At 70.8% G+C, this 25969-nt stretch carries 21 protein-coding genes; 2 read left to right on the plus strand and 19 right to left on the minus strand.

The features are described from left to right. Positions 1-92: 92 nt before the first annotated feature. The 9 genes from ACZ4VI_RS13080 to ACZ4VI_RS13120 form a co-directional block, all read right to left on the minus strand. On the minus strand, positions 93-1283 hold the full coding sequence (locus tag ACZ4VI_RS13080) for an acyltransferase family protein (protein WP_467999252.1): 1191 nt from the start codon (positions 1281-1283) through the stop codon (positions 93-95). 199 nt (positions 1284-1482) lie between these two features. Next, positions 1483-2466, minus strand: coding sequence for a UDP-glucose 4-epimerase GalE (galE, locus tag ACZ4VI_RS13085; protein WP_467999253.1), 984 nt, complete (start codon positions 2464-2466; stop codon positions 1483-1485). A 19-nt stretch (positions 2467-2485) separates the two neighbouring features. Next, complete coding sequence (locus ACZ4VI_RS13090; protein WP_467999254.1) at positions 2486-4111, minus strand: glycosyltransferase family 2 protein; 1626 nt, start codon at positions 4109-4111, stop codon at positions 2486-2488. 274 nt (positions 4112-4385) lie between these two features. Next, on the minus strand, positions 4386-5825 hold the full coding sequence (obgE, locus tag ACZ4VI_RS13095) for a GTPase ObgE (RefSeq protein WP_467999255.1): 1440 nt from the start codon (positions 5823-5825) through the stop codon (positions 4386-4388). 117 nt (positions 5826-5942) lie between these two features. Continuing rightward, the gene (rpmA, locus tag ACZ4VI_RS13100; RefSeq protein WP_031107501.1) at positions 5943-6197 is read right to left on the minus strand and encodes a 50S ribosomal protein L27; all 255 of its coding nucleotides are present in this window, start codon (positions 6195-6197) and stop codon (positions 5943-5945) included. 14 nt (positions 6198-6211) lie between these two features. Further along, entirely contained in the window at positions 6212-6532 is a 321-nt protein-coding gene (gene rplU / locus ACZ4VI_RS13105; protein WP_114036861.1) for a 50S ribosomal protein L21, read from the minus strand. A 273-nt stretch (positions 6533-6805) separates the two neighbouring features. After that, positions 6806-10486: an Rne/Rng family ribonuclease gene (locus ACZ4VI_RS13110; RefSeq protein ID WP_467999256.1), complete on the minus strand. Its 3681-nt coding sequence runs from the start codon at positions 10484-10486 to the stop codon at positions 6806-6808. A 234-nt stretch (positions 10487-10720) separates the two neighbouring features. Beyond that, on the minus strand, positions 10721-11500 hold the full coding sequence (locus tag ACZ4VI_RS13115) for a TIGR03936 family radical SAM-associated protein (protein ID WP_467999257.1): 780 nt from the start codon (positions 11498-11500) through the stop codon (positions 10721-10723). A 124-nt stretch (positions 11501-11624) separates the two neighbouring features. Then, positions 11625-12917: a hypothetical protein gene (locus ACZ4VI_RS13120; protein WP_467999258.1), complete on the minus strand. Its 1293-nt coding sequence runs from the start codon at positions 12915-12917 to the stop codon at positions 11625-11627. 76 nt (positions 12918-12993) lie between these two features. Here ACZ4VI_RS13120 and ACZ4VI_RS13125 point away from each other — a divergent pair, with 76 nt between their 5' ends. Further along, complete coding sequence (locus ACZ4VI_RS13125) at positions 12994-13137, plus strand: hypothetical protein (protein WP_467999259.1); 144 nt, start codon at positions 12994-12996, stop codon at positions 13135-13137. 11 nt (positions 13138-13148) lie between these two features. Continuing rightward, positions 13149-13331, plus strand: coding sequence for a hypothetical protein (locus tag ACZ4VI_RS13130; RefSeq protein WP_467999260.1), 183 nt, complete (start codon positions 13149-13151; stop codon positions 13329-13331). A gap of 39 nt (positions 13332-13370) precedes the next feature. On the opposite strand, the gene ACZ4VI_RS13135 is transcribed toward ACZ4VI_RS13130, so the two are convergent. From ACZ4VI_RS13135 to folC, 10 genes are all read right to left on the minus strand, one after another. Further along, entirely contained in the window at positions 13371-15299 is a 1929-nt protein-coding gene (locus ACZ4VI_RS13135) for a TIGR03960 family B12-binding radical SAM protein (protein WP_467999261.1), read from the minus strand. Positions 15300-15349: 50 nt separating this feature from the next. After that, positions 15350-16909, minus strand: a complete 1560-nt coding sequence (locus tag ACZ4VI_RS13140; protein WP_467999262.1) for a CYTH and CHAD domain-containing protein — start codon at positions 16907-16909, stop codon at positions 15350-15352. Positions 16910-16951: 42 nt separating this feature from the next. Continuing rightward, positions 16952-18148 carry a rod shape-determining protein RodA gene (rodA, locus tag ACZ4VI_RS13145; RefSeq protein ID WP_467999263.1) on the minus strand — a complete coding sequence of 399 codons (1197 nt, stop codon included), beginning with the start codon at positions 18146-18148 and terminating at the stop codon, positions 16952-16954. A 4-nt stretch (positions 18149-18152) separates the two neighbouring features. Next, entirely contained in the window at positions 18153-20342 is a 2190-nt protein-coding gene (mrdA, locus tag ACZ4VI_RS13150; RefSeq protein ID WP_467999264.1) for a penicillin-binding protein 2, read from the minus strand. 19 nt (positions 20343-20361) lie between these two features. After that, complete coding sequence (mreD, locus tag ACZ4VI_RS13155) at positions 20362-21024, minus strand: rod shape-determining protein MreD (protein WP_467999265.1); 663 nt, start codon at positions 21022-21024, stop codon at positions 20362-20364. Continuing rightward, a complete protein-coding gene (gene mreC, locus ACZ4VI_RS13160; protein WP_467999266.1) occupies positions 21021-22085 on the minus strand; it encodes a rod shape-determining protein MreC in 1065 nt (354 codons plus the stop codon). Before mreC ends, mreD begins: the two co-directional genes overlap by 4 nt. Before the next feature lie 155 nt (positions 22086-22240). After that, a complete protein-coding gene (locus ACZ4VI_RS13165) occupies positions 22241-23260 on the minus strand; it encodes a rod shape-determining protein (RefSeq protein WP_017239313.1) in 1020 nt (339 codons plus the stop codon). 302 nt (positions 23261-23562) lie between these two features. Then, on the minus strand, positions 23563-23976 hold the full coding sequence (gene ndk / locus ACZ4VI_RS13170) for a nucleoside-diphosphate kinase (RefSeq protein ID WP_467999267.1): 414 nt from the start codon (positions 23974-23976) through the stop codon (positions 23563-23565). 95 nt (positions 23977-24071) lie between these two features. Next, complete coding sequence (locus ACZ4VI_RS13175; protein ID WP_467999268.1) at positions 24072-24437, minus strand: DUF4233 domain-containing protein; 366 nt, start codon at positions 24435-24437, stop codon at positions 24072-24074. Between the two features lie 5 nt (positions 24438-24442). Next, positions 24443-25951, minus strand: coding sequence for a bifunctional tetrahydrofolate synthase/dihydrofolate synthase (gene folC, locus ACZ4VI_RS13180; protein WP_467999269.1), 1509 nt, complete (start codon positions 25949-25951; stop codon positions 24443-24445). Between the last annotated feature and the right edge of the window lie 18 nt (positions 25952-25969).

The following is a 25969-nucleotide window of genomic DNA, read 5'->3' on the forward strand; positions in this document are numbered from 1 at the left end:
TCTCGCCCCCTCCCAGCGGCCGTAACCGAAGAGAGCAGGCCGCCGCCCCGCCCCCCCCCCCCCCCCCCCCCGGCCCTTTCTGTACGGGAACGTCAGACGCCGTGCAGGTCGGAGACCCGCCGCGGGCTCCGCCAGCGCGCCGGAATCTTGCTGTTCAGCCAGCGGTTCGCCGGCTCTTCGACGAACCGGTAGAGGGCCCAGGACATCACGAGGATGACAAGACCCATGCCGAGCATGGAGAAGAGCGCCGCGTCATTGTCCCTCAGCCGCCCGTATTCGTAGGTGGCCCAGCGACTCACGGAATGGTGCAGCAGATAGAAGCTGTAGGACCATACGCCGAGCAGGATCAGCGGCTTACTGTTCAGCAGGCCGCGGTGACCGGCGATCTCACGCTGTACGAAGGCCACGATGACGAGACCGGCCAATACGGCGAGCGTGGGGCGAAGCGTGTACTCGAGCTGCTGGTCCCAGAACTTCGGCAGCCGCGCTTGGGCCTGGTAGTACGCGAAGGTGTACGCAAGAAGCCCGAGAACCGGAACGGCCGGATGCAGCCGCGGCCGCCAGCCACGCTGGATGGCGAGCGCCAGAGTCATGCCGAGCAGGAACTGCGGCAGATAGACCACCGGGTGGCGCATCACCCAGCTCGCAGTCTTGGTCGCGAAGCTGCTGAAGGCCCAGTAATTGACGGCGTACATGCCGATGAGGCCGGCGACCGTCAGGAGCGCGATGTGCTGGGTGCGAAGGCGGACCGCCAGACGGGCCATGAACGGGAAGAGCGCGTAGAAGAGAATCTCGACACTGAGGGTCCAGGTGACCGGGTTTCCCGGAAGGCTCGGGTGCGCGTCGGGAAACCAGTTCTGCACCAGGAAGAGCGAGGAGATGAAGCTGCCCCAGTCCCGCTCTTCCTTCGCCAGCACGTAGAAGACGTAGTAGGCGAGTACGGCGGAGACCAGAACCGCGGGCCAGATCCTGGCTATTCGGCGCCAGTAGAAGGCGCCTATGTGCTGCTGCGGCTTGTACACCCAGGTGAGCAGGAAGCCGGACAGAACGAAGAAGAACGTGACACCGTGGGCGCCCATCTGGGAGTAGGGGAAAATCGCCGGTGCCGTACCGTAACCCGTCTTATGCCCAAGACCAGTGAAATGGTGGGCGAAAACGACAAACGCAGCAAAGAAACGCAGACTTGTCAGCGCGTCAAGCTGACGAGGCAAGGAGCCGGCCACTCCGTCAGCCGGGCCTGAAGGTGCCCGGCGGCGCGGACGGAGCGTCAAAGTCGAAGTCACGGCGGCAGTCCTGAATGTGAAGGGAACCCGAGTAATCGAACATCGGAAGAGCGCGTCATCCTACACAGCCCCTTCACAGCAAGGAGAACTGCGGGGGCTGTGACGTTCGTCCCCGCGTTCGAGGCAAAACCCGTACAAACAGAGCCGCCTGCCCGAAATGACACGGGCAGGCGGCTCTACAGGGTTCTGTGCGTTCGCGTTACCCGGCGCTGCGGTTCGCGACCCAGCCCGCCCACGCCGAGCCGATCATGTCACGGACGTCGTGCCGGGCCTTCCAGCCCAGCTCGTCGGCGATACGGTCCGCGGAGGCGACGACCCGGGCCGGGTCGCCGGGACGGCGCGGGGTGACGACCGGGGCGACGGAGTGGCCGGTGATCTCGTTGATCAGGTCGATCATCTCCGTCACGGAGACGCCCTCGCCACGGCCGATGTTGACCGTCAGGTCGCGCGGCTCACCGGCGGCGGCCCACTCGGCGAGCTTGCGCGCGGCGACGAGGTGCGCGTCGGCGAGGTCCTCGACGTGGATGTAGTCGCGGACGCAGGTGCCGTCCGGGGTGGCGTAGTCGTCGCCGAAGATCCGCGGGGCCTCACCGGCGTCGAGGCGCTCGAAGACCATCGGGACCAGGTTGAAGACACCGGTGTCGGCCAGCTCGGGGGTCGCGGCACCCGCCACGTTGAAGTAGCGCAGGCAGGCCGTGGAGATGCCGTGGGCCTTGCCGGCGGCGCGGACGATCCACTCGCCGGCCAGCTTCGTCTCGCCGTACGGGCTCAGCGGCAGGCAGGGCGTCTCCTCGGTGACGAGGTCGACGTCGGGCATGCCGTAGACGGCGGCCGAGGAGGAGAAGAGGAAGTTGCGTACGCCGGCGGCGGCCACGGCCTCCAGGAGGACGGTGAGGCCCTGCACGTTCTCGCGGTAGTAGTGGAGCGGGAGCTCGACGGACTCGCCGACCTGCTTCTTCGCCGCGAGGTGGACGACACCCGTCACGCCGTGCTCGGCGATGGTGCGGTCCAGGACCTCGCGGTCCAGGGTCGAGCCGACCACCAGGGGCACACCCTCCGGGACCCGCTCCGCGTAGCCCGTGGACAGGTCGTCGAGGACGACGACCCGCTCCCCCGCCTGCGTCATGGCACGGACCACGTGCGAGCCGATGTAACCCGCACCACCGGTGATCAGATAAGTCATTACGCCCCAAATCCCTTCGCTAAGAACGGCGCGAGAGCCGCCGGAGCCTGGCCCTGACCGCCCCGAGCCCGTCGCGGGCACCGGGTGCGATCCGCACCGCGAGCGAGCCGTTCGCCGTGGTGTACTGCTGCACCAGCAGTACACCGTACCGGCTGCTCGGGAGGACCGATCGCCGCTGGCAGCCCTCCGGCAGCCGCAGGGCCGTCGCGAAGGACTCCCCGTCGGCGCACGTCACCGTGATCCGGAGGTCCCAGAACTGGATCCCGGCGTTGCCACGGCTGCGGCCGGCCCGGGCCAGGCCGGTGAGGCCGGCCGGGACGCGGGCGGTCCAGCCGCCGTCCACCTCGGTCAGCTCGGCCCGCTCGGTGCGGGCGGGTGCGTCGGCGCCCCGGGGGACGAACGCGACCTCGGCGGTACGCGGGCCCGCCGTACGCACCCGGCCGTACAGATCGCGGACCGTGAACCGCAGCTCGGCCCCGGCGGCGGTGCGCAGGGCCGCGTCGACCACCAGCGGCAGGTCGGCCAGCGGCAGGGTGTCCACGCCGTCCAGTTCCACGTCGGGCAGGTCGTCGGACCAGACGGCGGAATCCCCCTTCCGGGCGTACGGCGGGAGCAGACGGGCGGGCTCGGCGGCGAGCCGGGACAGCCGCAGCAGGTCCCGGGGCTCCTCGGCGGCCAGCAGGAACCGGGCGGTCCAGCGGGCGGGCGCGGTCGCCGCGGCGATCTCGCTCTCCTCGAACGTCGCGAGGTGGTCGCGCGTCGACCGCCACCACGCGCGCTGGTACTCGGCACCGCGCTGCCTCAGCTCGCGGGCGTACAGGCGCAGGTCGTGTTCGAGGAACTTGGTGCGGCAGGCGGCGGCGAGCTCGGCGCGGCCGGCCTCCCGCAGGGTCTCCACGGCCTGGCGGTGGGCGGCGATCCGGGCCTGCCAGTTGGTGACGTCCTCCCGGGCGAGGGAGATCGACAGCTGGGCGGCGGCGCGGCGCACGTGCCAGACGTACACCGTGTCGGGGATCACCGCGACGCGCGGCGCGGCGGCCAGCACGCGGGCGGTGAAGAGGAAGTCCTCGTAGACGAACCGGCCGTCGGGGAACCGGATGGCGTGCTCGTCGAGGAAGGAGCGCCGGTAGATCTTGTTGACGCAGAGCGTGTCGTGCACGAGGGGGACGAGGTCGGCCGGGGTCTCCAGGAGGGCGGGCTCCCGGTAGAGGGCGGGCTGCCAGCGCACATCGCGGCCCTCGGGCAGCTCTCGTCGTACGCACACTCCGACCGCCACCGGGGTGCTGTGCCGCTCGGCCGCCGTGACCAGGGCCTCGGCCGCGCCCTCGGGCAGGACGTCGTCGCTGTCCAGGAACATCACGTACGGCGCCGACACCGCCTGGATGCCGTCGTTGCGGGGAGTGCCGCAACCGCCGCTGTTCTCGGTGCGGTGGACGACGCGCACCCGGGGGTGGAGGGCCGCCAGCTCGTCCAGGACCTTCGCCGTGGCGTCGCTGGAGTGGTCGTCGACGGCGACGACCTCCGCGACGACGGGTCCCTGGTCGAGCGCCGAGCGGATCGCCTCGCCGACCAGGTCCGCGTCGTTGTAGGCGATGACGACGACGCCGAGCTTGCCTTCTGTCGTGACTGGGGGCGCGCTACTCACAGCAGGATCCTACGGGAGCGGCCGATCTCATCGACCGCCCGCTCCCCGGGCCCGGAGCGGCCCTCGTTCCGGGCCCGGAACACAGTCCGTTCCGGGCCCGGAATCGCCCCTAGAACGGGTCGAACTCGTCGTACTCGCGCTGCGCGTCGTCGCGCTCCGCCTCGCGGACTGGCCCCCCATGGCCGCCCTCGCACGGATCGGCCCCAGGGGGCCTCACCGGCTTCGGACGACTGCTCCGGACTCTGTCCGTCGACCCTGGCGCACCGCCCCCGGCCTAGAACGGGTCGAACTCGTCGTACTCGCGCTGCGCGTCGTCCCGCTCCGCCTCGCGGTCGCGGCGGCGCTGGGCGGCCGGGCGCGGGGCTTCGAGGCGGTGGTCCTCGCCGCGGCGGCCGAGCATCTCGGCGCCGGCCATCATCGAGGGCTCCCAGTCGAAGACGACCGCGTTGTCCTCGGAGCCGATCGCGACGCCGTCGCCCGCGCGGGCGCCCGCCTTCATCAGCGCGTCCTCGACGCCCAGGCGGTTGAGGCGGTCGGCCAGGTAGCCGACGGCCTCGTCGTTGTTGAAGTCGGTCTGGCGGACCCAGCGCTCCGGCTTCTCGCCGCGCACCCGGTAGACGTCCTCGGCCTCGTCGTACGTGACGGTGAAGCCGGCCTCGTCGACCGCCTTCGGGCGGATGACGATCCGGGTCGACTCCTCCTTCGGCTTGGCCGCGCGCGCCTTGGCGACGATCTCGGCCAGCGCGTACGACAGCTCCTTCAGACCCGTACGGGCCACGGCCGAGACCTCGAAGACCTGGTAGCCGCGCGCCTCCAGGTCCGGGCGGATCATGTCCGCCAGGTCCTGGCCGTCCGGGATGTCGATCTTGTTGAGGACGACGATACGGGGGCGGTCGTCGAGGCCGCCGTACTGCCGCAGCTCCTCCTCGATGACGTCGAGGTCGGTGACGGGGTCACGGTCGGACTCCAGCGTCGCCGTGTCCAGGACGTGCACGAGGACCGAGCAGCGCTCGACGTGGCGCAGGAACTCCAGGCCCAGGCCGCGGCCCTGGCTGGCGCCCGGGATCAGACCCGGCACGTCGGCGATCGTGTAGACCGTCGAACCGGCGGTGACGACACCCAGGTTCGGGACGAGCGTGGTGAAGGGGTAGTCCGCGATCTTCGGCTTGGCGGCCGACAGGACGGAGATGAGCGAGGACTTGCCGGCGCTCGGGTAGCCCACCAGCGCCACGTCGGCGACGGTCTTCAGCTCCAGGACGATGTCCCGCGCCTCGCCCGGCTCGCCGAGCAGCGCGAAGCCGGGGGCCTTGCGGCGGGCGGAGGACAGCGCGGCGTTGCCGAGGCCGCCGCGGCCACCCTGGCCCGCGACGAACGTGGTGCCCTGGCCGACCAGGTCGGCGAGCACGTTGCCCTGCTTGTCGAGGACGACGGTGCCGTCCGGCACGGTGAGGACGAGGTCCTGGCCGTCCTTGCCGGAGCGGTTGTCGCCGGCGCCGGGCTGGCCGTTGGTCGCCTTGCGGTGCGGCGAGTGGTGGTACTCGAGGAGCGTGGTGATCGCCTGGTCGACGACCAGGATCACATCGCCGCCACGGCCGCCGTTGCCGCCGTCCGGGCCGCCGAGCGGCTTGAACTTCTCCCGGTGTACGGAGGCGCAGCCGTGGCCTCCGTTACCCGCGGCGACATGCAGCTCGACGCGGTCCACGAAGGTGGTCATGGTTCTGTGCCTCCAGTTACAAGGGGTACTACGAGGTGGAATGTCTATCTAGTAACACGCGAAAGGCGGACCCGCTTCCCTGTCGGGAAGTGAGGTCCGCCTCCGCGAAAGAACCGATCAGGCGACCGGAACGATGTTCACGACCTTGCGGCCACGGTGGGTGCCGAACTGCACCGAACCGGCCTCGAGGGCGAACAGCGTGTCGTCGCCACCACGGCCGACACCCGAACCCGGGTGGAAGTGGGTGCCACGCTGGCGGACCAGGATCTCACCGGCGTTGACGACCTGACCGCCGAAGCGCTTCACGCCGAGCCGCTGAGCATTGGAATCGCGACCGTTCCGAGTGGACGATGCGCCCTTCTTGTGTGCCATCTCTCCTCAGTCCCTTACTTCGCAGCCGTGGGGATGCCGGTGACCTTGATCGCCGTGTACTGCTGGCGGTGGCCCTGGCGACGGCGGTAGCCGGTCTTGTTCTTGTAGCGAAGGATGTCGATCTTCGCGCCCTTGTGGTGGTCCACGACCTCGGCCGTGACCTTGATACCGGCCAGCACCCACGGGTCGCTGGTCACGGCGTCGCCGTCGACAACGAGCAGCGTAGAGAGCTCTACGGTGTCGCCAACCTTGGCAGTGGAAATCTTGTCAACCTCAACGATGTCGCCGACAGCAACCTTGTGCTGGCGACCACCGCTGCGCACGATGGCGTACACGCGGATCTCTCTCTCACTCGGGAACGGACCCCTGATGCCAGCCGCTCACACGGGCCGGGGCCCGCGGTGATCCGGAAGTGGACGAGCGGCCTCTCCCGGCAGACCGGGAGGAGGGTGCTCAGGGGTGTGGCGGGTCTTACGACACGCCGATGGTCAAGGTTACGGGCCGGTGCCACAGGGGGTCAAATTCGGGTGACTCCCCCAGGGCCGGCCCCGGGGGCCGGGCCGGGGCAGGTGGGGCCGTCCCGTACGGAACGGCCCCACCCGACCGGGTCAGTCCTGCGCCGGAGCGGCCGTCTTCTTGGCGGCGGCCTTCTTGGCGGTCGTCTTCTTCGCCACGGTCTTCTTGGCCGTCGCCGTCTTCTTGGTGGCGGCCTTCTTCGCGGTGGCCTTCTTGGCCGTCTTGCGGGCGGCCGTCTTCTTGGCCGGGGCGGGGGCCTCGGGCTCGGCCTCCACGGCGGGTGCCGCGGCGGCGGCCGGGGTCTCGACCACCACGACGGCGGCCTCCTCGGCGCCCGTGGGCGAACCGGCAGGGGCGGTCACCTTACGGACGACCCGGCGACGGGCCCTCGGCGGGGCGGCCACGGGGGCCTCCTCGACGACCGGCGTCTGGATGACCGGCTCGGGCTCGGCGACGGGCTCGGCCTCGACGACCGGCTTCGGCGCGAGGGCCGGGACGGCCTCCACGAGCGGCTCCGGCGTGGGTGCCGGGGCCGGCGAACCGGCCGGGGCCGTCGCCTTGCGGGTGGCACGGCGGCGCGTACGGGGAGCCGGGGCGGCCTCCTCGACGGCGACCGGGGCCTCGGGCTCGGGCTCGACGACGAGCGCAGGCTCCTCGACCACGACCGGGACCGGGGCGACCGGCGGACCGGCCGGCGCGGTGACCTTGCGGGTCGCGCGACGGCGGCCACGACCACGCGTGGCGGCGGCCTCGGCCTCGGCGGCGCTGCTGTACAGCTCCTCGTCGGCGCGGAAGGGCTCCTCCACGGCCACCGGGGCGGCGATCTCCGCGGCCACCTCGGCCTCGGTCTCGACCTCCTCGGCCTCCTCGATCTCCGCGGCCTCCACGACCTCGTGCTCGTGGACGTGCTCGGCAACGCCACGGCCACGCTTCTTCGCGCGCTTGCCGCCACCGCCGCCGCCCGGGGCGGTCGGCTGCTCCATGTGCACGATGACGCCACGCCCGTTGCAGTGGACGCAGGTCTCGGAGAAGGACTCCAGCAGACCCTGGCCGACCCGCTTACGGGTCATCTGGACCAGGCCCAGCGAGGTGACCTCGGCCACCTGGTGCTTGGTCCGGTCCCGGCCCAGGCACTCCAGGAGGCGGCGCAGCACCAGGTCGCGGTTGGACTCCAGGACCATGTCGATGAAGTCGATGACGACGATGCCGCCCAGGTCGCGCAGGCGCAGCTGGCGCACGATCTCCTCGGCCGCTTCGAGGTTGTTCCTCGTCACGGTCTCCTCGAGGTTGCCGCCCTGCCCGGTGAACTTGCCGGTGTTGACGTCGACGACGATCATCGCCTCGGTCTTGTCGATCACCAGCGAGCCACCGCTCGGCAGCCAGACCTTGCGGTCCAGCGCCTTCATCAGCTGCTCGTCGATCCGGTACGTCGCGAAGACGTCGACCTCGCTCGTCCACTTGGACAGGCGGTCGGTCAGGTCCGGGGCGACGTGGTTGACGTACCCGTGGATGGTCTCCCAGGCCTCGTCGCCGCTGACGATGACCTTCGTGAAGTCCTCGTTGAAGATGTCGCGGACGACGCGGACGGTCATGTCCGGCTCACCGTAGAGAAGGGTCGGAGCGTTGCCGTTCTTCGCCTTCTTCTGGATGTCCTCCCACTGCGCCTGCAGACGCTCGACGTCACGGCGCAGCTCGTCCTCGCTCGCGCCCTCGGCGGCGGTGCGCACGATGACGCCCGCGTCCTCGGGAACGATCTTCTTGAGGATGGTCTTCAGCCGGGCCCGCTCGGTGTCCGGGAGCTTGCGGCTGATGCCGGTCATCGAGCCCTCGGGGACGTACACGAGGTAACGGCCCGGCAGGGAGACCTGGCTGGTCAGACGGGCGCCCTTGTGGCCGATCGGGTCCTTCGTCACCTGGACGAGGACGGACTGGCCGGACTTGAGGGCCGTCTCGATGCGGCGCGGCCCGTTGGCCATGCCGAGCGCCTCGAAGTTGACCTCACCGGCGTACAGGACGGCGTTGCGGCCCTTGCCGATGTCGACGAAGGCGGCCTCCATCGACGGCAGCACGTTCTGGACCTTGCCCAGGTAGACGTTGCCGACGTACGAGGTGGCCTGCTCCTTGTTGACGTAGTGCTCGACGAGGACGTTGTCCTCCATGACGCCGATCTGCGTCCGGTCGCCGTTCTGACGGACGACCATGACACGCTCGACGGCCTCACGGCGGGCCAGGAACTCGGCCTCCGTGATGATCGGGACGCGGCGGCGGCCCTGCTCGCGGCCCTCGCGGCGGCGCTGCTTCTTCGCCTCCAGACGCGTCGAGCCCTTGATGGACTGGACCTCGTCGGACGGCTCGGCCTTCTCGCGGGCCGGGCGGGGCTCGCGGACCTTGACGACCGTACGGACGCCCTCCTCCTCGCCCGCCTCGGCCTCGGCGGCGTCACCGCTGCGGCGGCGACGACGGCGACGGCGGCGCGAGCTGCTGGTGCCGGCGGCGGACGGCGTGCCGCCCTCGTACTCGTCGGCCTCGCCCTCCTCCTCGGCCTCTTCTTCCTCGGCGCGGGCCTCCTCGGCCTCTTCGGTCTCCTCGGCCTCCTCCGCCTCGGCGAGCTCACCGCGGCGACGGCGACGGCCGCCACGGCGGCGACGGCGGGACGGACGGTCCTCGTACTCGTCGGCCTCCTCGGCCTCCGCCTCGGGCTCCTCGGCCTCGACCTCGGGCTCGTCGGCGACGGTGGCGGGCACCGGCTCGACGACGACGGGCTCGGCGGTGTGCTCGACGGCGGGCTCACCACGGCGGCGACGACGGCGCCGGCCGGCGGGCTCGGGACGCTCGACGACCTCCTCGACCGCCTCCAGCGCCTCTTCCTCTTCCTCCTCCACGGCCTCGGCGGCGGCCATGGCGGCCGCGGTCTCCGGGGTCTGGAACATGGGCTCGGTGAAGACCGGGGCCTGGAAGACGGCGACGGAGGGACGCGCGGCGCGGCGGCCGCGCGGGGCCTCCTCCGCCTCGGGGGCGGCGACCGGCTCGGCGGTGAACTGCGGCGAGGTGGCGCGGCGGCGGGTACGGCCACGGGTGGCGGCCTTCTCGGCGGCGACGACCTCGGGCTCGGCCTCTGCGGCGGTGATCTGCTCGACGGTCTCCTGCGGCAGACTCTCGCCGCCGGCGGCGACCTCGGGCGAGGTGACCTTACGGGTGGCACGGCGACGGGTGCGGGCCGGGGCGGGCTCCTCGACGGGAGCCTCCTCGACGACCGGCGCGGCCTCGACCTCGACGGCCTCGGCCACGGGCTCCACGACCGGCTCGGGCGTGGTGGCCTTACGCGTGGCACGGCGACGGGTGCGCGCCGGGGCGGGCTCCTCGACGGGAACCTCCTCGACGGCCTCGACGGCCTCGGCCACGGGCTCCACGACCGGCTCGGGGGTGGTGGCCTTACGGGTCGCACGGCGACGGGTGCGCGCCGGGGCGGGCTCCTCGACGGGAGCCTCCTCGACGGCCTCGGCCACGGGTGCGGCCTCGGTCTCGACCACGGCCGGCTCGGGGGCGGCGACCTTGCGGGTGGCACGGCGACGGGTGCGGGCCGGGGCGGGCTCCTCGGCGGGCTCCGGCGTAGCGGCCGGCGTCTCCACGACGACCTCGGCCGCGGTGTCGGTGACCTCCGCCGCGACCGGCGGACCGGCAGGGCGGGAGGCCGCTCGGCGCCTGCGGCGCGGCGGCAGCTTGTCACCAGGTGCGTTGTTGTTTTCCGTGTTTTCTTCGTGCTGCTCGAGCATGCGGGCGGTTCTCCCGTCACGCCCCCGGGCGCCGCGCCTTGGTCCGGTCCAGCGGCACGATCGCGCGAACTGCGCGGTGCCGCCGTCCGGGGCGCGGGCGCCGCACGGGAGCTGATGTCTGGCTCGCCGGTTCCGTACGCGTTGTGCGTACGGCCTGGCGAAAGTCTCCTGGTCTGTGCGCTGCCCGACCCAGGTGGCTCCCGAGTGCCAGGGCGGCGCTACGACGACCGCTCCCTACGCGGAACCGGTACCCGGCGCCGTCGCTGAGGCGGTCGCGGCGGCCGTGGGTGGAGCGGCCGTGACTGCCTCGCGGTCGGGCGCGAGCGGGTCGGTCACCGTGCCGGACTCCTCGTCGAAGAGCCCCTGCGCCAGCCTGGTCACCGCTGCGGGGACCGGCGGCGCCAGGTCGGCCACAGCTCGGAGACCGGACAGGACGTCGTCGGGTCGCACGGCAGGTGCTACGTGCCGAACAACCAGCCGCAGTATCGCACAGGCATTGTCCAGGGGCCTATCAGCCTGTGGACGGTCGGCGACGAGGTCGGCGACGGCGGAGCGGGCGTCGAAGGTGCGGATGCCGTTCTTCGTCTTACGTTGTACTTCCACGGTCTCGGCCGCGAGGAACGCCCCGACGGCCTTCTCCGCTTCCTCGAAGGTGACGCCGTCGAGCCGGAGCTCCCACACGGAGGCGGTGAGCCGGTCGGCGAGTCCCGAGGTGCGGGCCTCGACGGCGTCGGTGATGTCGAGGCCGGCCGGGAGCGACTCGTCGAGGAGGGCCCGCAGAGTCTCGGGGTCCCGTGCCTCGGTGAGGGCGATCTCCAGGTACTCGGCCTCGGAGCCCGTACCCGTGGGGGCGGCGTTGGCGTACGACACCTTGGGGTGCGGGGTGAATCCGGCCGAGTACGCCATGGGCACCTCGGCGCGGCGCAGCGCGCGCTCGAACGCGCGCTGGAAGTCACGGTGGCTGGTGAACCGGAGGCGGCCGCGCTTGGTGTAGCGCAGTCGGATGCGCTGCACCGCCGGTGCGGGCGGCGGGCCTTCGGGCTGTCGCTTGCCCAGTGGTTCTTCTCCTCGGTGCGGAGCGGGCGCGGGTGGCGCGCCGCCCTCGAAATACGGGTGGCCTCTGGGGGTCCCGGCCGGCTCACCCCTGCTTTCGCAGGGAGATCTCGGGTGCGGGCGCCGCGCCGGAGGCGGTTGTTGTACTACCCAGAGTACGCGTAGAGGCCACCACAGGTTCCACAGGCTCGGTCACCCGGGGTGCCCCGACGAGCGCGCGCCAGGCGTCCCTGCGGGCCTGCCGTACGGTCTCGCGTGCGGAGGCGAGCGCGCCCCTGGCGACCCGCCCGGCCTCGACGGCCGCCCGCCTGGCCGGCGCCCAGACCTGGTCACGGACCCAGTGCCCGACGGGGGTGCAGACGCTCCGGTAGACCCAGGCGGTGGGCCGCCCGACGAGATTCCAGGCCACCCACTTGAGTGCACGGCCGACGGCCCGGGAGATGTACCCGGCGACGCGCCAGCAGACCCGGAACGCGTCGGCGATCTCCCGCCCGAGGGGCACGAGGACGCGCCGCCAGAGCCATCCGAGGGGAACGACGATCCCGTACCGGACGCCCGGCACCAGCACGTACCGCCACAGCCCGACCCACGGCCACACGAACAACGCCTTGATGAGCCAGCCGAGGCCGTGACCGAGCGGGGTGAGCACGGCCCGGTACAGCCAGGCGGCCGGGATCGCGATCCCGTACCGCCACAGCCCGACGGCCAGGAAAGCGAGGCCCTTGCCGAGCGGGGCGAGGATCCACCGGTACGCCCAGGCGACCGGGACACCGATCCCGTACCGTCCGAGCGGCACGAGCACGTACCGCCAGAGCCCGACCCACGGCCATACGAACAGCGCCATGCCGAGCCAGTGACCAGCGCGGCCCAGCTGGGCGAGGGCCCACGCGAGACCGTGGCCCAACGGCGTCAGGACCTGCCGGTACACCCACACGACCGGCACCACGACCCCGTACCGCCCCAGCGGCACGAGCACGTACCGCCAGAGCGCAACCCAGGGCCATACGAACAGGGCCCTGCCCAGCCACAGGCCGGCGACGCTCGTTCCGCGCCACAGTCGCACGGCGAGCCACCCGAGGCCCTGGCCCAGCGGGGTGAGCACCGAGCGGTACAGCCAGGTCAGGGGGATCGCCACCGTGTACCGGAGGAGCCAGGCGATCGGGGCGACGATCAGCGTCCGCAGCGCCCAGGCCAGGCCCCGGCCCAGGGGGCGCAGCACCGTGCGGTCGAGGGTCCGGGCGGAGACCACCAGCGCGTCCCAGACCATGCGGACGGGGACGACGGCCACCAGCACCACGATCCGTACCGGAATCCTGACGAACGCCGTCAGGCAGCCCTCCGGCTCGGGGTGTCGGGGCTGCGGCTTCTCCATGCTCATGCAGGGAATGACGCCACGGCCCGCCGGAGGGTTTCCGCTCGCGCCCGATCGTGGCCGCGGAGAAACAATGACGCCCATGCCCGAACCCCGAACCGACGCCACCGCCACGGGGTGGCAGGACCTGTGGCGCCGCACGGGCCTCGCCGGGGCCGCCGCCTACGCCCTGCGCCCCGCCAACTACCTGTACTGGTCCCTGGCCGCGCGTCGGTCGGGGTGCTGATCGGGCTGCGGGTGGCGCAGGGTCTCGCGGCGGCGGTGATGCTTCCTCAGGTGCTCTCCGGCATCCAGGACTTCTTCCCGCCCGACCGGCGGCCGCGCGCCCCGGCATTGGCGCTGGCCACCGGCGTACTGGCCTTGCGCCTGCCCGGCCCCGCGAGCCCCGCCCCGGACACGCGAGAGGCGTCCGGACCGTGACGGTCCGAACGCCTCTCGTCAGCTGGCTACTTCTTGCGGCTACTTCTTGACCGTCAGCGGCAGCAGCTTCTTGCCAGTCGGGCCGATCTGGATGTGCGTGTCCATCTGCGGGCACACGCCGCAGTCGAAGCACGGCGTCCAGCGGCAGTCCTCGACCTCGGTCTCGTCGAGCGCGTCCTGCCAGTCCTCCCAGAGCCAGTCCTTGTCCAGACCGGAGTCCAGGTGGTCCCAGGGCAGGACCTCCTCGTACGTGCGCTCGCGGGTGGTGTACCAGTCGACGTCGACGCCCATGGACGGCAGCGTCTTCTCGGCGCACTGCATCCAGCGGTCGTACGAGAAGTACTCGCGCCAGCCGTCGAAGCGGCCGCCGTCCTCGTACACCGCGCGGATGACCGCGCCGATGCGGCGGTCGCCGCGCGAGAGCAGGCCCTCGACGATGCCGGGCTTGCCGTCGTGGTAGCGGAAGCCGATCGAGCGGCCGTACTTCTTGTCGCCGCGGATCTTGTCCCGGAGCTTCTCCAGGCGCGCGTCCGTCTCCTCCGCCGACAGCTGCGGGGCCCACTGGAAGGGGGTGTGCGGCTTCGGGACGAAGCCGCCGATGGAGACCGTGCAGCGAATGTCGTTCTGACCGGAGACCTTTCGGCCCTCGGCGATGACCTTGACCGCCATGTCGCCGATCTGGAGGACGTCCTCGTCCGTCTCGGTCGGCAGGCCGCACATGAAGTACAGCTTCACCTGGCGCCAGCCGTTGCCGTACGCCGTCGAGACGGTCCGGATCAGGTCCTCCTCCGAGACCATCTTGTTGATGACCTTGCGCATGCGCTCGGAGCCGCCCTCGGGGGCGAAGGTGAGACCCGAGCGACGGCCGTTGCGGGTCAACTCGTTGGCGAGGTCGACGTTGAAGGCGTCGACGCGGGTGGAGGGCAGGGAGAGGCCGATCTTGTCCTCTTCGTACCGGTCCGCCAGGCCCTTCGCGATGTCACCGATCTCGGAGTGGTCCGCGGAGGAGAGGGAGAGGAGGCCGACCTCCTCGAAGCCGGTCGCCTTGAGGCCCTTCTCGACCATCTCGCCGATGCCGGTGATGCTTCGCTCCCGCACGGGGCGCGTGATCATGCCGGCCTGGCAGAAACGGCAGCCGCGGGTGCAGCCGCGGAAGATCTCCACCGACATCCGCTCGTGGACCGTCTCGGCGAGCGGGACGAGCGGCTGCTTCGGGTACGGCCACTCGTCGAGGTCCATGACGGTGTGCTTGGACACGCGCCACGGCACGCCGGAGCGGTTGGGGACGACGCGGGCGATCCGGCCGTCGGCCAGGTACTCGACGTCGTAGAAGCCGGGGATGTAGACCGAGCCCGTCTTCGCCAGCCGGAGGAGGACCTCCTCGCGGCCGCCGGGGCGGCCCTCGGCCTTCCAGGCGCGGATGATCTCGGTCATGTCGAGGACGGCCTGCTCGCCGTCTCCGATGATCGCCGCGTCGATGAAGTCGGCGATCGGCTCGGGGTTGAAGGCGGCGTGGCCGCCGGCGAGCACGATCGGGTGGTCGACGGTGCGGTCCTTCGACTCCAGCGGGATGCCCGCCAGGTCGAGGGCCGTGAGCATGTTGGTGTAGCCGAGCTCGGTGGAGAAGCTCAGGCCGAAGACGTCGAACGCGCCGACGGGGCGGTGGCTGTCGACGGTGAACTGCGGGACGCCGTGCTCACGCATCAGCTCTTCGAGGTCCGGCCACACGCTGTACGTGCGCTCGGCCAGGACGCCCTCGCGCTCGTTCAGTACCTCGTAGAGGATCATGACGCCCTGGTTGGGCAGACCGACCTCGTACGCGTCCGGGTACATGAGTGCCCAGCGGACGTCGGCGGACTCCCACGGCTTGACCGTGGAGTTCAGCTCTCCACCGACGTACTGAATCGGCTTCTGCACGTGCGGGAGCAGGGCTTCGAGCTGCGGGAAGACAGACTCGGCAGCAGACATCTCGAACCTTCGTGAGCTGGCAGGGGGCGACTCTCAAGCGTACCCGGTGCTCAGTGGGTCAGTTTCGCCCTCAGTTCCGGGGCGGAGGCCTTCGCCCAGACCTCGGGGAACTCGCGCTCGCGGGCCGCGCCGGCCGCCTCCTCCTGGCCGTGGAGGAGTCCCCAGGTGAAGGCGGACTCGCCGGCGGCGTGCGCCTGGATCGCGAGGTCGCGGAGGGCCTCGCGGGCGACGACGCTGTCCTGGTGGTCGCCGAGGACGGTCTGGACGGCCTTCATCCGCTTGGCGAAGCGCTGGGCGGGCTTGCCGAGGGTGGGTGTGGCGGCCTCGGCGGCGTAGCGGGCGCGCTTGGCGGCCTTGCGGGCCTCGTGCATCGACAGGTCGCGGTCGTGGCCGGGGTCCTGAGCGAGGGCGTGGTCGACGCGGGTGGCGAGGCGGTCGTAGTCCTTGAGGACGGCGCGGGAGAGGACGCTCTCCGGGTCCTTCGCGGCGGCCTTCCGCAGGGGCGGGTCGGCGAGCAGGGCGTCGAGGCTCTTCAGCAGCGCCAGGTGGCGGTCGGAGTCGAGGGCGGCGATGGCCCTGGTGCGGGCGTCGTCGCCGTGGGAGGCGGCCTCCCGCCGGAGCCGGGCGCGGACGGGGCCGAGGAGCAGGGTGTCGGGGAGCTCGTCGATCCGGGAGCTCAGCCGTGCGATGAGGACCTCCTGGTCGCGGGCGGCGCCGAGCTCGCCGGCGAGCCACTTGAGCTCCTCGCCGATCGGGTCGGTGACGGTGCGGTCGAGGACCTTGCGGTAGGTCTTGAAGGCGCTGCGGAGGCGTCGGCAGGCGACGCGCATCTGGTGGACGGAGTCGGGGAGGTCGCGGCGGACGGCGGGGTCGAGGGCGACGATCGCGTCGCGCTGTTCCCGTACGTAGGCGAGGACACGGCCGCCGGCGGTGTCCTCGGCGACCGCGCCCTGCTCGCCGGCGGCGGGCTCAGCTGCGTCCTCGGCGCGTTCCGCCACGCCTGTGGTGGCCGCGGGCGCCGTCTCCTCCAAGGCCCTCGACAGTTTCGACGGTGCCGACGACGGGTGGATGCCTGCCTTCTTCAGGTGCTTCTCGACCGTGTCGAGGATGGCCGGGTCCGCGTCGTCCGCCAGTTCGACCTCGATCTCCGTCCAGGAGGTGTCCGGGCCCTTCGGGAGGCGTTCGGCGTGGACCGTGTCGACGGAGACCTCCGCCAGTAGCGCGCCCGTCTCGTCCACGAGGTGGTGGACGGCGCGGGAGGAGCGGAGCCGGACGACGGGGACGACGTCTTCGTCGCGGGTGCGGGAGCGGACCAGGCCCGCCAGGGACTTCGGGAGCGTGTCGGAGAGCGGGGCCCTGATCTCGTCGCGGATCCCGGACGCGACCGGGAACTTGAGGTGCCAGCCCTCGTCCTCGCCGCCCGTGCGGCGGCGCAGGGTCAGGGAGTCGGCGGCGAGCCGCAGATCCGGGGTGTCGTAGTAGACCGCGTCGAGTTCGGTGACGCCCCTGTCCAGGGCCGACGCGACCCCGGCCGCCCGCGTCAGGTCGGGCAGCTCCGTCCGGGCCGTGGCCTCGTACTTCCGCTCGATCTCGCGCTTCGTCTCCGCCATGAATCGAATCTAGACGCGAAGTGAACGGAAGGGGAGTGCGCCTCAGGCCGTCATCGGCCGCTGCACCCTGATGGACTGGAGCAGTCCGATCGCCACCCACACCGCGAACATCGACGAGCCGCCGTACGAGACGAACGGCAGCGGAAGGCCCGCCACCGGCATGATGCCGAGTGCCATGCCGATGTTCTCGAAGCACTGGAAGGCGAACCAGGCGATGATGCCGGCCGCGACGATCGTGCCGTAGAGCTCCGTGGTCTCCCGGGCGATCCGGCACGCCCGCCACAGGATCACGCCGAGCAGCACGATGATCAGTCCGCCGCCGAGGAAGCCGAGTTCCTCGCCCGCCACGCTGAAGATGAAGTCGGTCTGCTGCTCGGGCACGAACTGGCCGCTGGTCTGGTGGCCGTTGAACAGTCCCGCGCCGTACAGGCCGCCGGAGCCGATCGCGATGCGCGCCTGGTTGGTGTTGTAGCCGACTCCCGCCGGGTCGAGCTCGGGGTTGGCGAAGGCGGCGAAGCGGTTGATCTGGTACTCGTCGAGCAGACCGAGCGCGGCGACCATGACGGCCCCCGCCACTCCGGTGCCGATGAGGCCGAGGACCCAGCGGTTGGAGGCTCCGGAGGCGAGGAGCACGCCGAGCACGATGACCGCCATGACCATCACCGAGCCGAGGTCCGGCATCAGCATGACGATCGCCATGGGGAGTATGGCGAGGAGCAGGGACTTGGCGACGGTCCGGTGGTCGGGGTGCACCTGGTCACCGGCGTCGACCTTGGCGGCCAGCATCACCGCCATGCCCAGGATGATCGTGATCTTCACGAACTCGCTGGGCTGGAGCGAGAGGCCGCCGATCACGAGCCAGGCGTGCGCGCCGTTGATGGTCGCGCCGAGCGGGGTGAGGACGGCGAGGATCAGCAGGATCGAGATGCCGTAGAGGATCGGCACCGCGCCGCGCAGGGTGCGGTGGCCGAGCCAGACGGTGCCGATCATCAGCACGAGGCCGATGCCGGTGTTGAGCGAGTGCCGGAACAGGAAGGCGTACGGGTCGCCGTCGTTGAGCTCGGTGCGGCCGCGGGTCGCGGACCAGACGAGCAGCGCGCCGAGGAAGGACAGGGCGAGCGCGGAGAGCAGCATCGGCCAGTCGAGCCGGCGCACCACCGAGTCGCGGGCGAGGAGCTTCGCCAGCGGGCCGCGCTCGGGGGCGTACCGGGAGACGGAGAAGCCGTGGGGTGCGGTCATCGGTTCAGTCCCTCTGCCAGACGGGTGGCGGGCCCGCGAGTGGCTGCTCTCCGTCTTTCTTCTTGAGCGGGTCGACGAGCTGCGCGGCGGGGTCGTACGCCTTGACCTCCGGCGCGTCGATGGAGCCGTCGGGCTGGACCTTCGGCAGTTCCTTCTGCGGCTTCGGCAGCAGGGCGCGCTTGAGGTCCTGGTTGCCCTCGTCGTCGAGGCCGTAGATGGCGTCGTAGATGTTGCGCACGGCGGGGCCGGAGGCGCCGGAGCCCGTACCACCCTGGGAGATCGTCATGACGATCGTGTAGTCGTCGGTGTAGGTCGCGAACCAGGAGGTGGTCTGCTTGCCGTAGACCTGCGCGGTTCCGGTCTTGGCATGCATCGTGATCTTGTCCTGGGGCCAGCCGCCGAACCGCCAGGCGGCGGTGCCGCCGGGCTCGACGACGGAGCGCAGGCCCTTGTCGATGTCGCTGATCGTCTGGGCGTCGATCGGCAGCCTGCCGTGGGGCTTGGGCGCGATCTCCTGGATCTTCTTGCCATCGGCGCTGATCACGGCCTTGCCGAGGGTGGGGCTGTAGAGGGTGCCGCCGTTGCTGATGGCGGCGTAGGCGGTGGCCAGCTGGATGGGGGTGATGAGCACGTCGCCCTGGCCGATGGCGAAGTTGATGCTGTCGAAGGCCTTCAGCTGGTTGCCTTCGAGGCAGCTCTCATAGGCGATCTGCTCGACGTACGTGCCGCCCTTCTTGCCCTGCTTGCACCAGGCGTCCTTGTTGGCCTCCCAGAAGCTCTTCTTCCACTGGCGGTCCGGGATGCGGCCCGTGACCTCGTTCGGCACGTCGATGCCGGTCTCGGCGCCGAATCCGAAGTCATGGGCGGTCCGGTAGAACCAGTCGTTGGGGTTCTTGGGCTTGAGGCCGCCGTCGCGGTTCCACTCCTGGTGACCGAGACGGTAGAAGACGGTGTTGCAGGAGAACTTGAGGGCGTCGCCGAGGGTGATGGGGCCGTGCCCCTTGGACTCGAAGTTCGCGAAGCTCCGGTTGCCCATGCTGTAGGAGCTGCTGCAGAGGTACTTGTCGTTGAAGTCGTAGCCGGCGCGCACGGCCGCGCTCGCCGACACCACCTTGAAGACGGAGCCGGCGGGCGCCTGGCCCTGGATCGCCCGGTTGAGCAGCGGGTAGTTGGAGCTCTTGTCGGTGAGCCGCGCGTAGTCCTTGGCGGAGATGCCGCCGATCCAGGTGTTGGGGTCGTAGTCGGGCTGGGAGGCCATCGCGACGACGCGGCCGGTCTTGGACTCCAGGACGACGACGGCGCCCGCGTCGGCCTCGTACTTCCGGCCGGTGATCTTGTCGGTCTCCTGCCGGACGGTCTTCATCGCCTGGTGGAGCTCGTACTCGGCGACCGCCTGGACCCGGGCGTCGATGCTGGTGACGAGGGTGGAGCCGGGCACGCCCGGCTCGGCCTCGGTCTGGCCCATGACCCGGCCGACCTTGTCGACCTCGTACGACGTGACGCCCGCCTTGCCGCGCAACTCCTTGTCGTAGGTGCGTTCGAGGCCGGAGCGGCCGACCTGGTCGGAGCGCAGATACGGCGAGTCGCTGTCCTTGGCCTTCTGGATCTCCTCGTCGGTGACCGGCGAGAGGTAGCCGAGCACCTGCGCGGTGCGGGCCTTGCCGGGCGCGGTGTAGCGGCGTACGGCGGTGAGTTCGGCGGTGATGCCGGGGAAGTCCTCGGAGCTCTCCCGGATCCGCAGGGCCTGCTGCGTGGTGGCCTCGTCGGTGATCGGGATCGGCTGGTAGGGGGAACCGTTCCAGCAGGGCTTCGGGGTCTGGGAGTCGCAGAGCCGGACCTTGTCCATGACCTCCTTGGGCTTCATGCCCAGGACGCCGGCGAGACGGGTGAGGACGGCCTTGCCGTCGTCCTTCATCTTCATCAGGTCGGTGCGGGACGCGGAGACCACGAGGCGGGTCTCGTTGTCGGCGAGGGGGACCCCGCGGGCGTCGAGGATGGACCCGCGGACGGCGGGCTGGACGACCCGCTGGACGTGGTTGCTCTTCGCCTCGTCGGTGTACTCCTTGCCGTTGCGGATCTGGAGGTACCAGAGGCGTCCGCCGAGCGTGAGCAGAAGGGAGAAGACGAGGATCTGGATGACGACGAGCCGGATCTGGACCCTGGGAGTCCGCCCGGTCTCCGGGATGTTGCTCATACTGCCGGTACCCCCTCGGTCACAGTCGCTTGACTCCCTTGATGCGTCCGGCGCGTGCCGCTCTGGTACGGGCGGCCTTGACGCGCAGGCCGCCGCGCTGGGTGCCGATCTGGAGGCCGGTGCCGGAGCTGAGCCAGCCGGAGGCGACGTCGGTTCCCCCGGAGGTGTCGGCGAGCGGGTCGTTCTCCGCACGCCGGGCCAGCGCCATGATCAGCGGCACGGTGAAGGGCGCGAGGAGCAGGTCGTAGACGGCCGCGGTGAACAGCAGGAAGCCGAGGCCGACATGGCGGGCGGCGGTGTCGCCGACGAGGGCGCCGACACCCGCGTACAGCAGGGTGGAGCCGATCGCGGCGGCGACGACCACGGCCATCGGCCCGCTGGCGGACTTGAGTTTGCCGTTGTCGGGGCGGGCGAGTCCGGCGAGGTAGCCGATGACGCAGAGGACCAGGGCGTAGCGGCCGGCGGCGTGGTCGGCGGGCGGGGCGAGGTCGGAGAGGAGGCCGGCCCCGAAGCCGATGAGGGAGCCGCTGACCGGCCCGTACACGAGTGCGAGGCCGAGGACGGTCAGCAGGACGAGGTCGGGTACGGCGCCGGGGAGCTGGAGGCGCGCGAGGACCGAGACCTGGACGACCAGGGCGACGACGACGAGTGTGCTGGAGAGCAGGATCCGGTTGAACTTCACGGCGTCTCCCCCTGATCCTGCTGGTCCTGCTGCGTGTCCTGCTGGGCCTGCTGGTCCTGCTGCTGAGTCTGCTGGTCCTGCGGGTTCTGCTGGGCCTGCTGCTCGTCCTCGGGCTTCCGTCCCTGCTCCGACTGCTGTCCGGCCTGCTCCCCCTCCGGTGGCGGCGGGGTCACCGTGACGGTGACGGTCGGCGCGGGTTTGGGCTTGGGCGGCAGGACCGTGTCGCGGGGGTTCGTGCGCGGGGCCTGGACGACGACGCCGACGATGTCGAGCTTGGAGAAGCCGACGAACGGGCGGACGTAGATGTTGCGGGTGAGGCCGCCGCCGAGCGGGTCGACGCGGACGACCTCGCCGACCGGCACGCCGGGCACGAAGGGCTTGTCGGCCTGCGAGCCGAAGGTGACGAGCCGGTCGCCGGGCTTCACCCTGGACTTGCCGTTGAGGAGCTGGACGAGGAGGGGCCCGTTGCCCTGGCCGGTGGCGAAGCCGAGTTCGTCCGTCTTCTCCATGCGGGTGCCGACGGTGAAGTCGGGGTCGTTGGCGAGGAGCACGGTGGCGGTGGAGGGCCCGACGGTGGTCACGCGGCCGACGAGACCGGAGCCGTTCAGTACGGTCATGTCCCGCTCGATGCCGTCGTCGGCTCCGGCGTCGATGGTGACCGTCCAGGAAAAGCCCTGGGCCGCTCCTATGGCGATGACCTGGGCGCCCTTGATGCCGTACTGACCGGCGCCGGCCGTCTTGAGCAGGGTGTCGAGCTCGCGGAGGCGGCTGCGGTTGCGGTCGTCGCTGCCGAGCTTGGCCTTGAGGGCGGCGTTCTCGCGCTCCAGGGTGGCGATGCGGTCGTGCCGCTCACCGGAGTCGCGTACCGCCCCTATGGCGTTGCCGATCGGATCGACCGCCGCCGCGACGCCGTTCTCGACGGGGCCGAAGACCGCGGCGGCTGCCTGCCGGGCGCCGTCGACCGGTGACTCCTCGCCGCCGCGGATGTCCACCGTGATCAGTGCGAACGCGATGGCGATCAGCAGCACCAGGAGCAGCCGGCTCTCTCGTGTGTCCCTCACGTGCGGCGGCCGTGCCTTTCCTCTTGGTTCGATTGGTCCGTGCGGTTTGTGTCGTGCGGTTTGTGTCGTCCGTTTGTGTTGCTATATCAACGATCGGCTGTACGGGGGGTCTTGCCACCCGTACAGCCGATCGCGAGCCAAATGCTGCGCACTTGTTATCGGCGGGGCTGGGCGTCCAGGACCTGCTGGAGAGCCTCGAACTCCTCCACGCACTTGCCCGATCCCAGCGCCACGGAGTCCAGCGGGTCCTCGGCGATGTGGATCGGCATCCCGGTCTCGCGGCGCAGCCGCTCGTCCAGGCCGCGCAGGAGAGCACCGCCACCCGTGAGAACGATGCCGCGGTCCATCACGTCACCGGAGAGCTCGGGCGGGCACTTGTCGAGCGTCGTCTTGACGGCGTCGACGATCGCGTTGACCGGCTCCTCGATGGCCTTGCGGACCTCGGCGGCCGAGATGACCACGGTCTTGGGCAGACCGGAGACGAGGTCACGGCCGCGGATCTCGGTGTGCTCGTCCTTGTCGAGGTCGTAGGCCGAGCCGATGGTGATCTTGATCTGCTCGGCGGTGCGCTCACCGAGGAGGAGCGAGTACTCCTTCTTGATGTGCTGGATGATCGCGTTGTCGAGCTCGTCGCCGGCCACCCGGATCGACTGTGCCGTGACGATTCCGCCGAGCGAGATCACGGCGACCTCGGTGGTGCCGCCACCGATGTCGACGACCATGTTGCCCGTGGCCTCGTGGACCGGCAGGCCCGAGCCGATGGCCGCGGCCATGGGCTCCTCGATGATGTGCACCTGGCGGGCGCCGGCCTGGGTCGAGGCCTCGATGACGGCGCGGCGCTCCACTCCGGTGATGCCGGAGGGCACGCAGACGACGACCCGGGGACGGGCCAGGTAGCGGCGCTTGTGGATCTTGAGGATGAAGTAACGGAGCATCCGCTCCGTGATCTCGAAGTCGGCGATCACACCGTCCTTCAGAGGCCGGACGGCGACGATGTTGCCGGGAGTCCGGCCGATCATCTTCTTCGCCTCGGCGCCGACCGCCAGGATGCCGCCGGTGTTGGTGTTGATCGCGACGACGGACGGCTCGTTCAGAACGATGCCTCGACCCCTGACGTACACCAGCGTGTTGGCGGTCCCGAGGTCGACAGCCATGTCACGGCCGATGAACGACATTGAGTTCCCCTTGTTTCCCATGAGGATGCGTCGAGCCTTCCCAATCGGAGCGTTGACGGCTTCTCAGGTAGGCGAGGTGGTGGGTGTTCGGGTGCTGCGGCGTGGAGTTTTCCATCGTAGTGCCGCCCACCCGGATACCGCGCGGTGGTCCACCTCTGTACAGGTGACGACAGGACGGTGCGATGCGTTCCCGATCGCGCCGTTCATATGCCCGGGGGCGACCGAATTCCTTCGGTCGCCCCAGGTTGTTGCGGTGGATGGCTGACACCCGGTCAGAATGGGACAGACCGGTCAGCCCTGGATCACGCCAGGCCGGGGAAGAAAATCTTCAGTTCCCGAATGGCGGACTCCTCGGAGTCCGAGGCGTGAATCAGGTTCTCCCGGACGATGGTGCCGTAGTCACCACGGATGGAGCCGGGGGCGGCGGCGATCGGGTCGGTCGGGCCGGCGAGGGTCCGCAGACCCTCGATGACACGCTCGCCCTCGACGACCAGGACGACGACCGGGCCGGACTGCATGAAGCCCATCAGCGGCTCGTAGAAGGGCTTGCCCTTGTGCTCGCCGTAGTGCTGCTCCAGCGTGTCCTGGCTCAGCTCGCGCAGTTCGAGCGCGGAGATGGTCCAGCCCGCCTTGCGCTCGATACGGCCGATGATCTCGCCGATCAGGCCACGGCGGACGGCGTCGGGCTTGAGCAGGACGAGCGTGCGCTGGCTCACGGTAGAGACTCCTTACGAATACGGTGTGCGGGACCTCAGAGGCTACAGGGCCCGCACGTCCGCCGATTACGCAGCGTCAAGCCCTGCCGAGGGGGTTACCCCGCCTCCGCCTCCGCCGCGTCCTGCGCCTCGGCCTGGGCGGCCCAGCGGGCCTTGGCCTCGTCGATCTTCGCGCCGTAGTGGATCGAGGCCCACCACAGGGCGGTGAAGGCCGCGCCCAGGAAGAACATCACCGGGACGACGAAGCCGCTCACGATCAGCGCGATCTGGAGCGCCCAGCCGAGCTGGACGCCGCCCGGGCGGGTGAGCATCCCGCACAGCAGCACGGAGAGCAGCATCGCGGCGCCGCAGACCCACCAGACCGTGGCCGTCGACAGGCTGTCGTCCTTCATGGCGACGAGCCCGGCGAAGCCGATCACGAAGAACTCGCCGATCAGCGTCGAGGCACAGAGCGTACGCATCGGATTCAGCGCCTTCCCAGCAGCAGCCGGGCGTCCCCGACCGTGAAGATCGAACCGGTCACGAGCACACCCGCGCCCGCGTACTCGCCCTCTTCCTCCGCGAGCGTGATGGCGGCCTCGATCGCGTCGTCCAGACGCGGCTCGACCACCACCCGGTCCTCGCCGAAGACCTCCACGGCGATCGCCGCGAGCGCGTCCACGTCCGTGGCGCGGGGGTTGGAGTTCGCCGTGACCACGACCTCCGCGAAGATCGGCTCGAAGGCTTCGAGCAGGCCCTTGGCGTCCTTGTCGGAGCTGGTGGAGACCACGCCGATGAGCCGGGAGAAGCCGAACGACTCGCTGATCCCGTCGGCCGTGGCCCGCGCGCCGTGCGGGTTGTGCGCCGCGTCCAGGACGACCGTCGGGGACTTGCGGACGACCTCCAGGCGGCCCGGAGAGGCCACGGAGCCGAAGGCCCGCCGGATGGTGTCGATGTCCAGCGTGCGGGCGTGCTCCGCGCCGATGCCGAAGAACGCCTCGACCGCCGCGAGGGCGACCGCCGCGTTGTGCGCCTGGTGCGCGCCGTACAGCGGCAGGAAGACGTCCTCGTACTCGCCACCGAGCCCGCGCAGGGTGAGCAACTGCCCGCCGACCGCGATCTCGCGGGAGACGACGCCGAACTCCATGCCCTCGCGGGCCACCGTCGCGTCGACCTCGACGGCCTTCTTCAGCATGACCTGGGCCGCGTCCACCGGCTGCTGGGCCAGGATCACCGTCGCGCCCTGCTTGATGATCCCGGCCTTCTCCCCCGCGATCTCGCCGGGCGTCTCACCGAGCCGGTCGGTGTGGTCCAGGTCGATCGGGGTGACGACGGCGACCTGCGCGTCGATCACGTTCGTGGCGTCCCAGGTGCCGCCCATGCCGACCTCGACGACCGCCACGTCCACCGGCGCGTCGGCGAAGGCCGCGTACGCCATGCCCGTGATGACCTCGAAGAAGGAGAGCCGGTACTCCTCACGGGCGTCGACCAGCTCCACGTACGGCTTGATGTCCTCGTACGTCTCGATGAACCGCTCGGCGGAGATCGGGGCGCCGTCCAGGCTGATCCGCTCGGTGATCGTCTGCACGTGCGGCGAGGTGTACCGGCCGGTGCGCAGCTCGAACGCGGCGAACAGCGCCTCGATCATCCGGGCCGTGGACGTCTTGCCGTTCGTACCGGTGATGTGGATGGAGGGGTACGCCCGCTGGGGCTCGCCGAGGACGTCCATCAGCGCCGCGATACGCGTCACCGAAGGCTCCAGCTTGGTCTCGCCCCAGCGGGTCGACAGCTCGGTCTCGACCTCGCGCAGCGCTTTGTCCACCTCCGGGTCGGAGGGCCGGGCGGGCACGGGGTCAGCCTGGGGCGACCCGGCCTGCGCGCGCAGGGTGCGGCTGCCGGCCTCGATCACCGCCAGGTCGGGGTCTCGGTCGGTCTCTGCATCGACGATCTCGTCGAACGGGTCGGACTCGTCGAACTGGTCGCGGGGCTCACTCACGGACCCAGTCTACGGAGG

It is taken from the genome of Streptomyces sp. NPDC029169 (assembly GCF_055563935.1).

Excerpts from the sequence above, each read along its gene's own strand:
- galE (WP_467999253.1), bottom strand. The coding sequence starts at position 2,466 with ATGACTTATCTGATCACCGGTGGTGCGGGTTACATCGGCTCGCACGTG.
- obgE (WP_467999255.1), bottom strand. The coding sequence starts at position 5,825 with ATGACCACCTTCGTGGACCGCGTCGAGCTGCATGTCGCCGCGGGTAAC.
- rpmA (WP_031107501.1), bottom strand. The coding sequence starts at position 6,197 with ATGGCACACAAGAAGGGCGCATCGTCCACTCGGAACGGTCGCGATTCC.
- ACZ4VI_RS13110 (WP_467999256.1), bottom strand. The coding sequence starts at position 10,486 with ATGCTCGAGCAGCACGAAGAAAACACGGAAAACAACAACGCACCTGGT.
- ACZ4VI_RS13120 (WP_467999258.1), bottom strand. The coding sequence starts at position 12,917 with ATGAGCATGGAGAAGCCGCAGCCCCGACACCCCGAGCCGGAGGGCTGC.
- ACZ4VI_RS13125 (WP_467999259.1), top strand. The coding sequence starts at position 12,994 with ATGCCCGAACCCCGAACCGACGCCACCGCCACGGGGTGGCAGGACCTG.
- ACZ4VI_RS13135 (WP_467999261.1), bottom strand. The coding sequence starts at position 15,299 with ATGTCTGCTGCCGAGTCTGTCTTCCCGCAGCTCGAAGCCCTGCTCCCG.
- ACZ4VI_RS13140 (WP_467999262.1), bottom strand. The coding sequence starts at position 16,909 with ATGGCGGAGACGAAGCGCGAGATCGAGCGGAAGTACGAGGCCACGGCC.
- rodA (WP_467999263.1), bottom strand. The coding sequence starts at position 18,148 with ATGACCGCACCCCACGGCTTCTCCGTCTCCCGGTACGCCCCCGAGCGC.
- mrdA (WP_467999264.1), bottom strand. The coding sequence starts at position 20,342 with ATGAGCAACATCCCGGAGACCGGGCGGACTCCCAGGGTCCAGATCCGG.
- ACZ4VI_RS13165 (WP_017239313.1), bottom strand. The coding sequence starts at position 23,260 with ATGTCGTTCATCGGCCGTGACATGGCTGTCGACCTCGGGACCGCCAAC.
- ACZ4VI_RS13175 (WP_467999268.1), bottom strand. The coding sequence starts at position 24,437 with ATGCGTACGCTCTGTGCCTCGACGCTGATCGGCGAGTTCTTCGTGATC.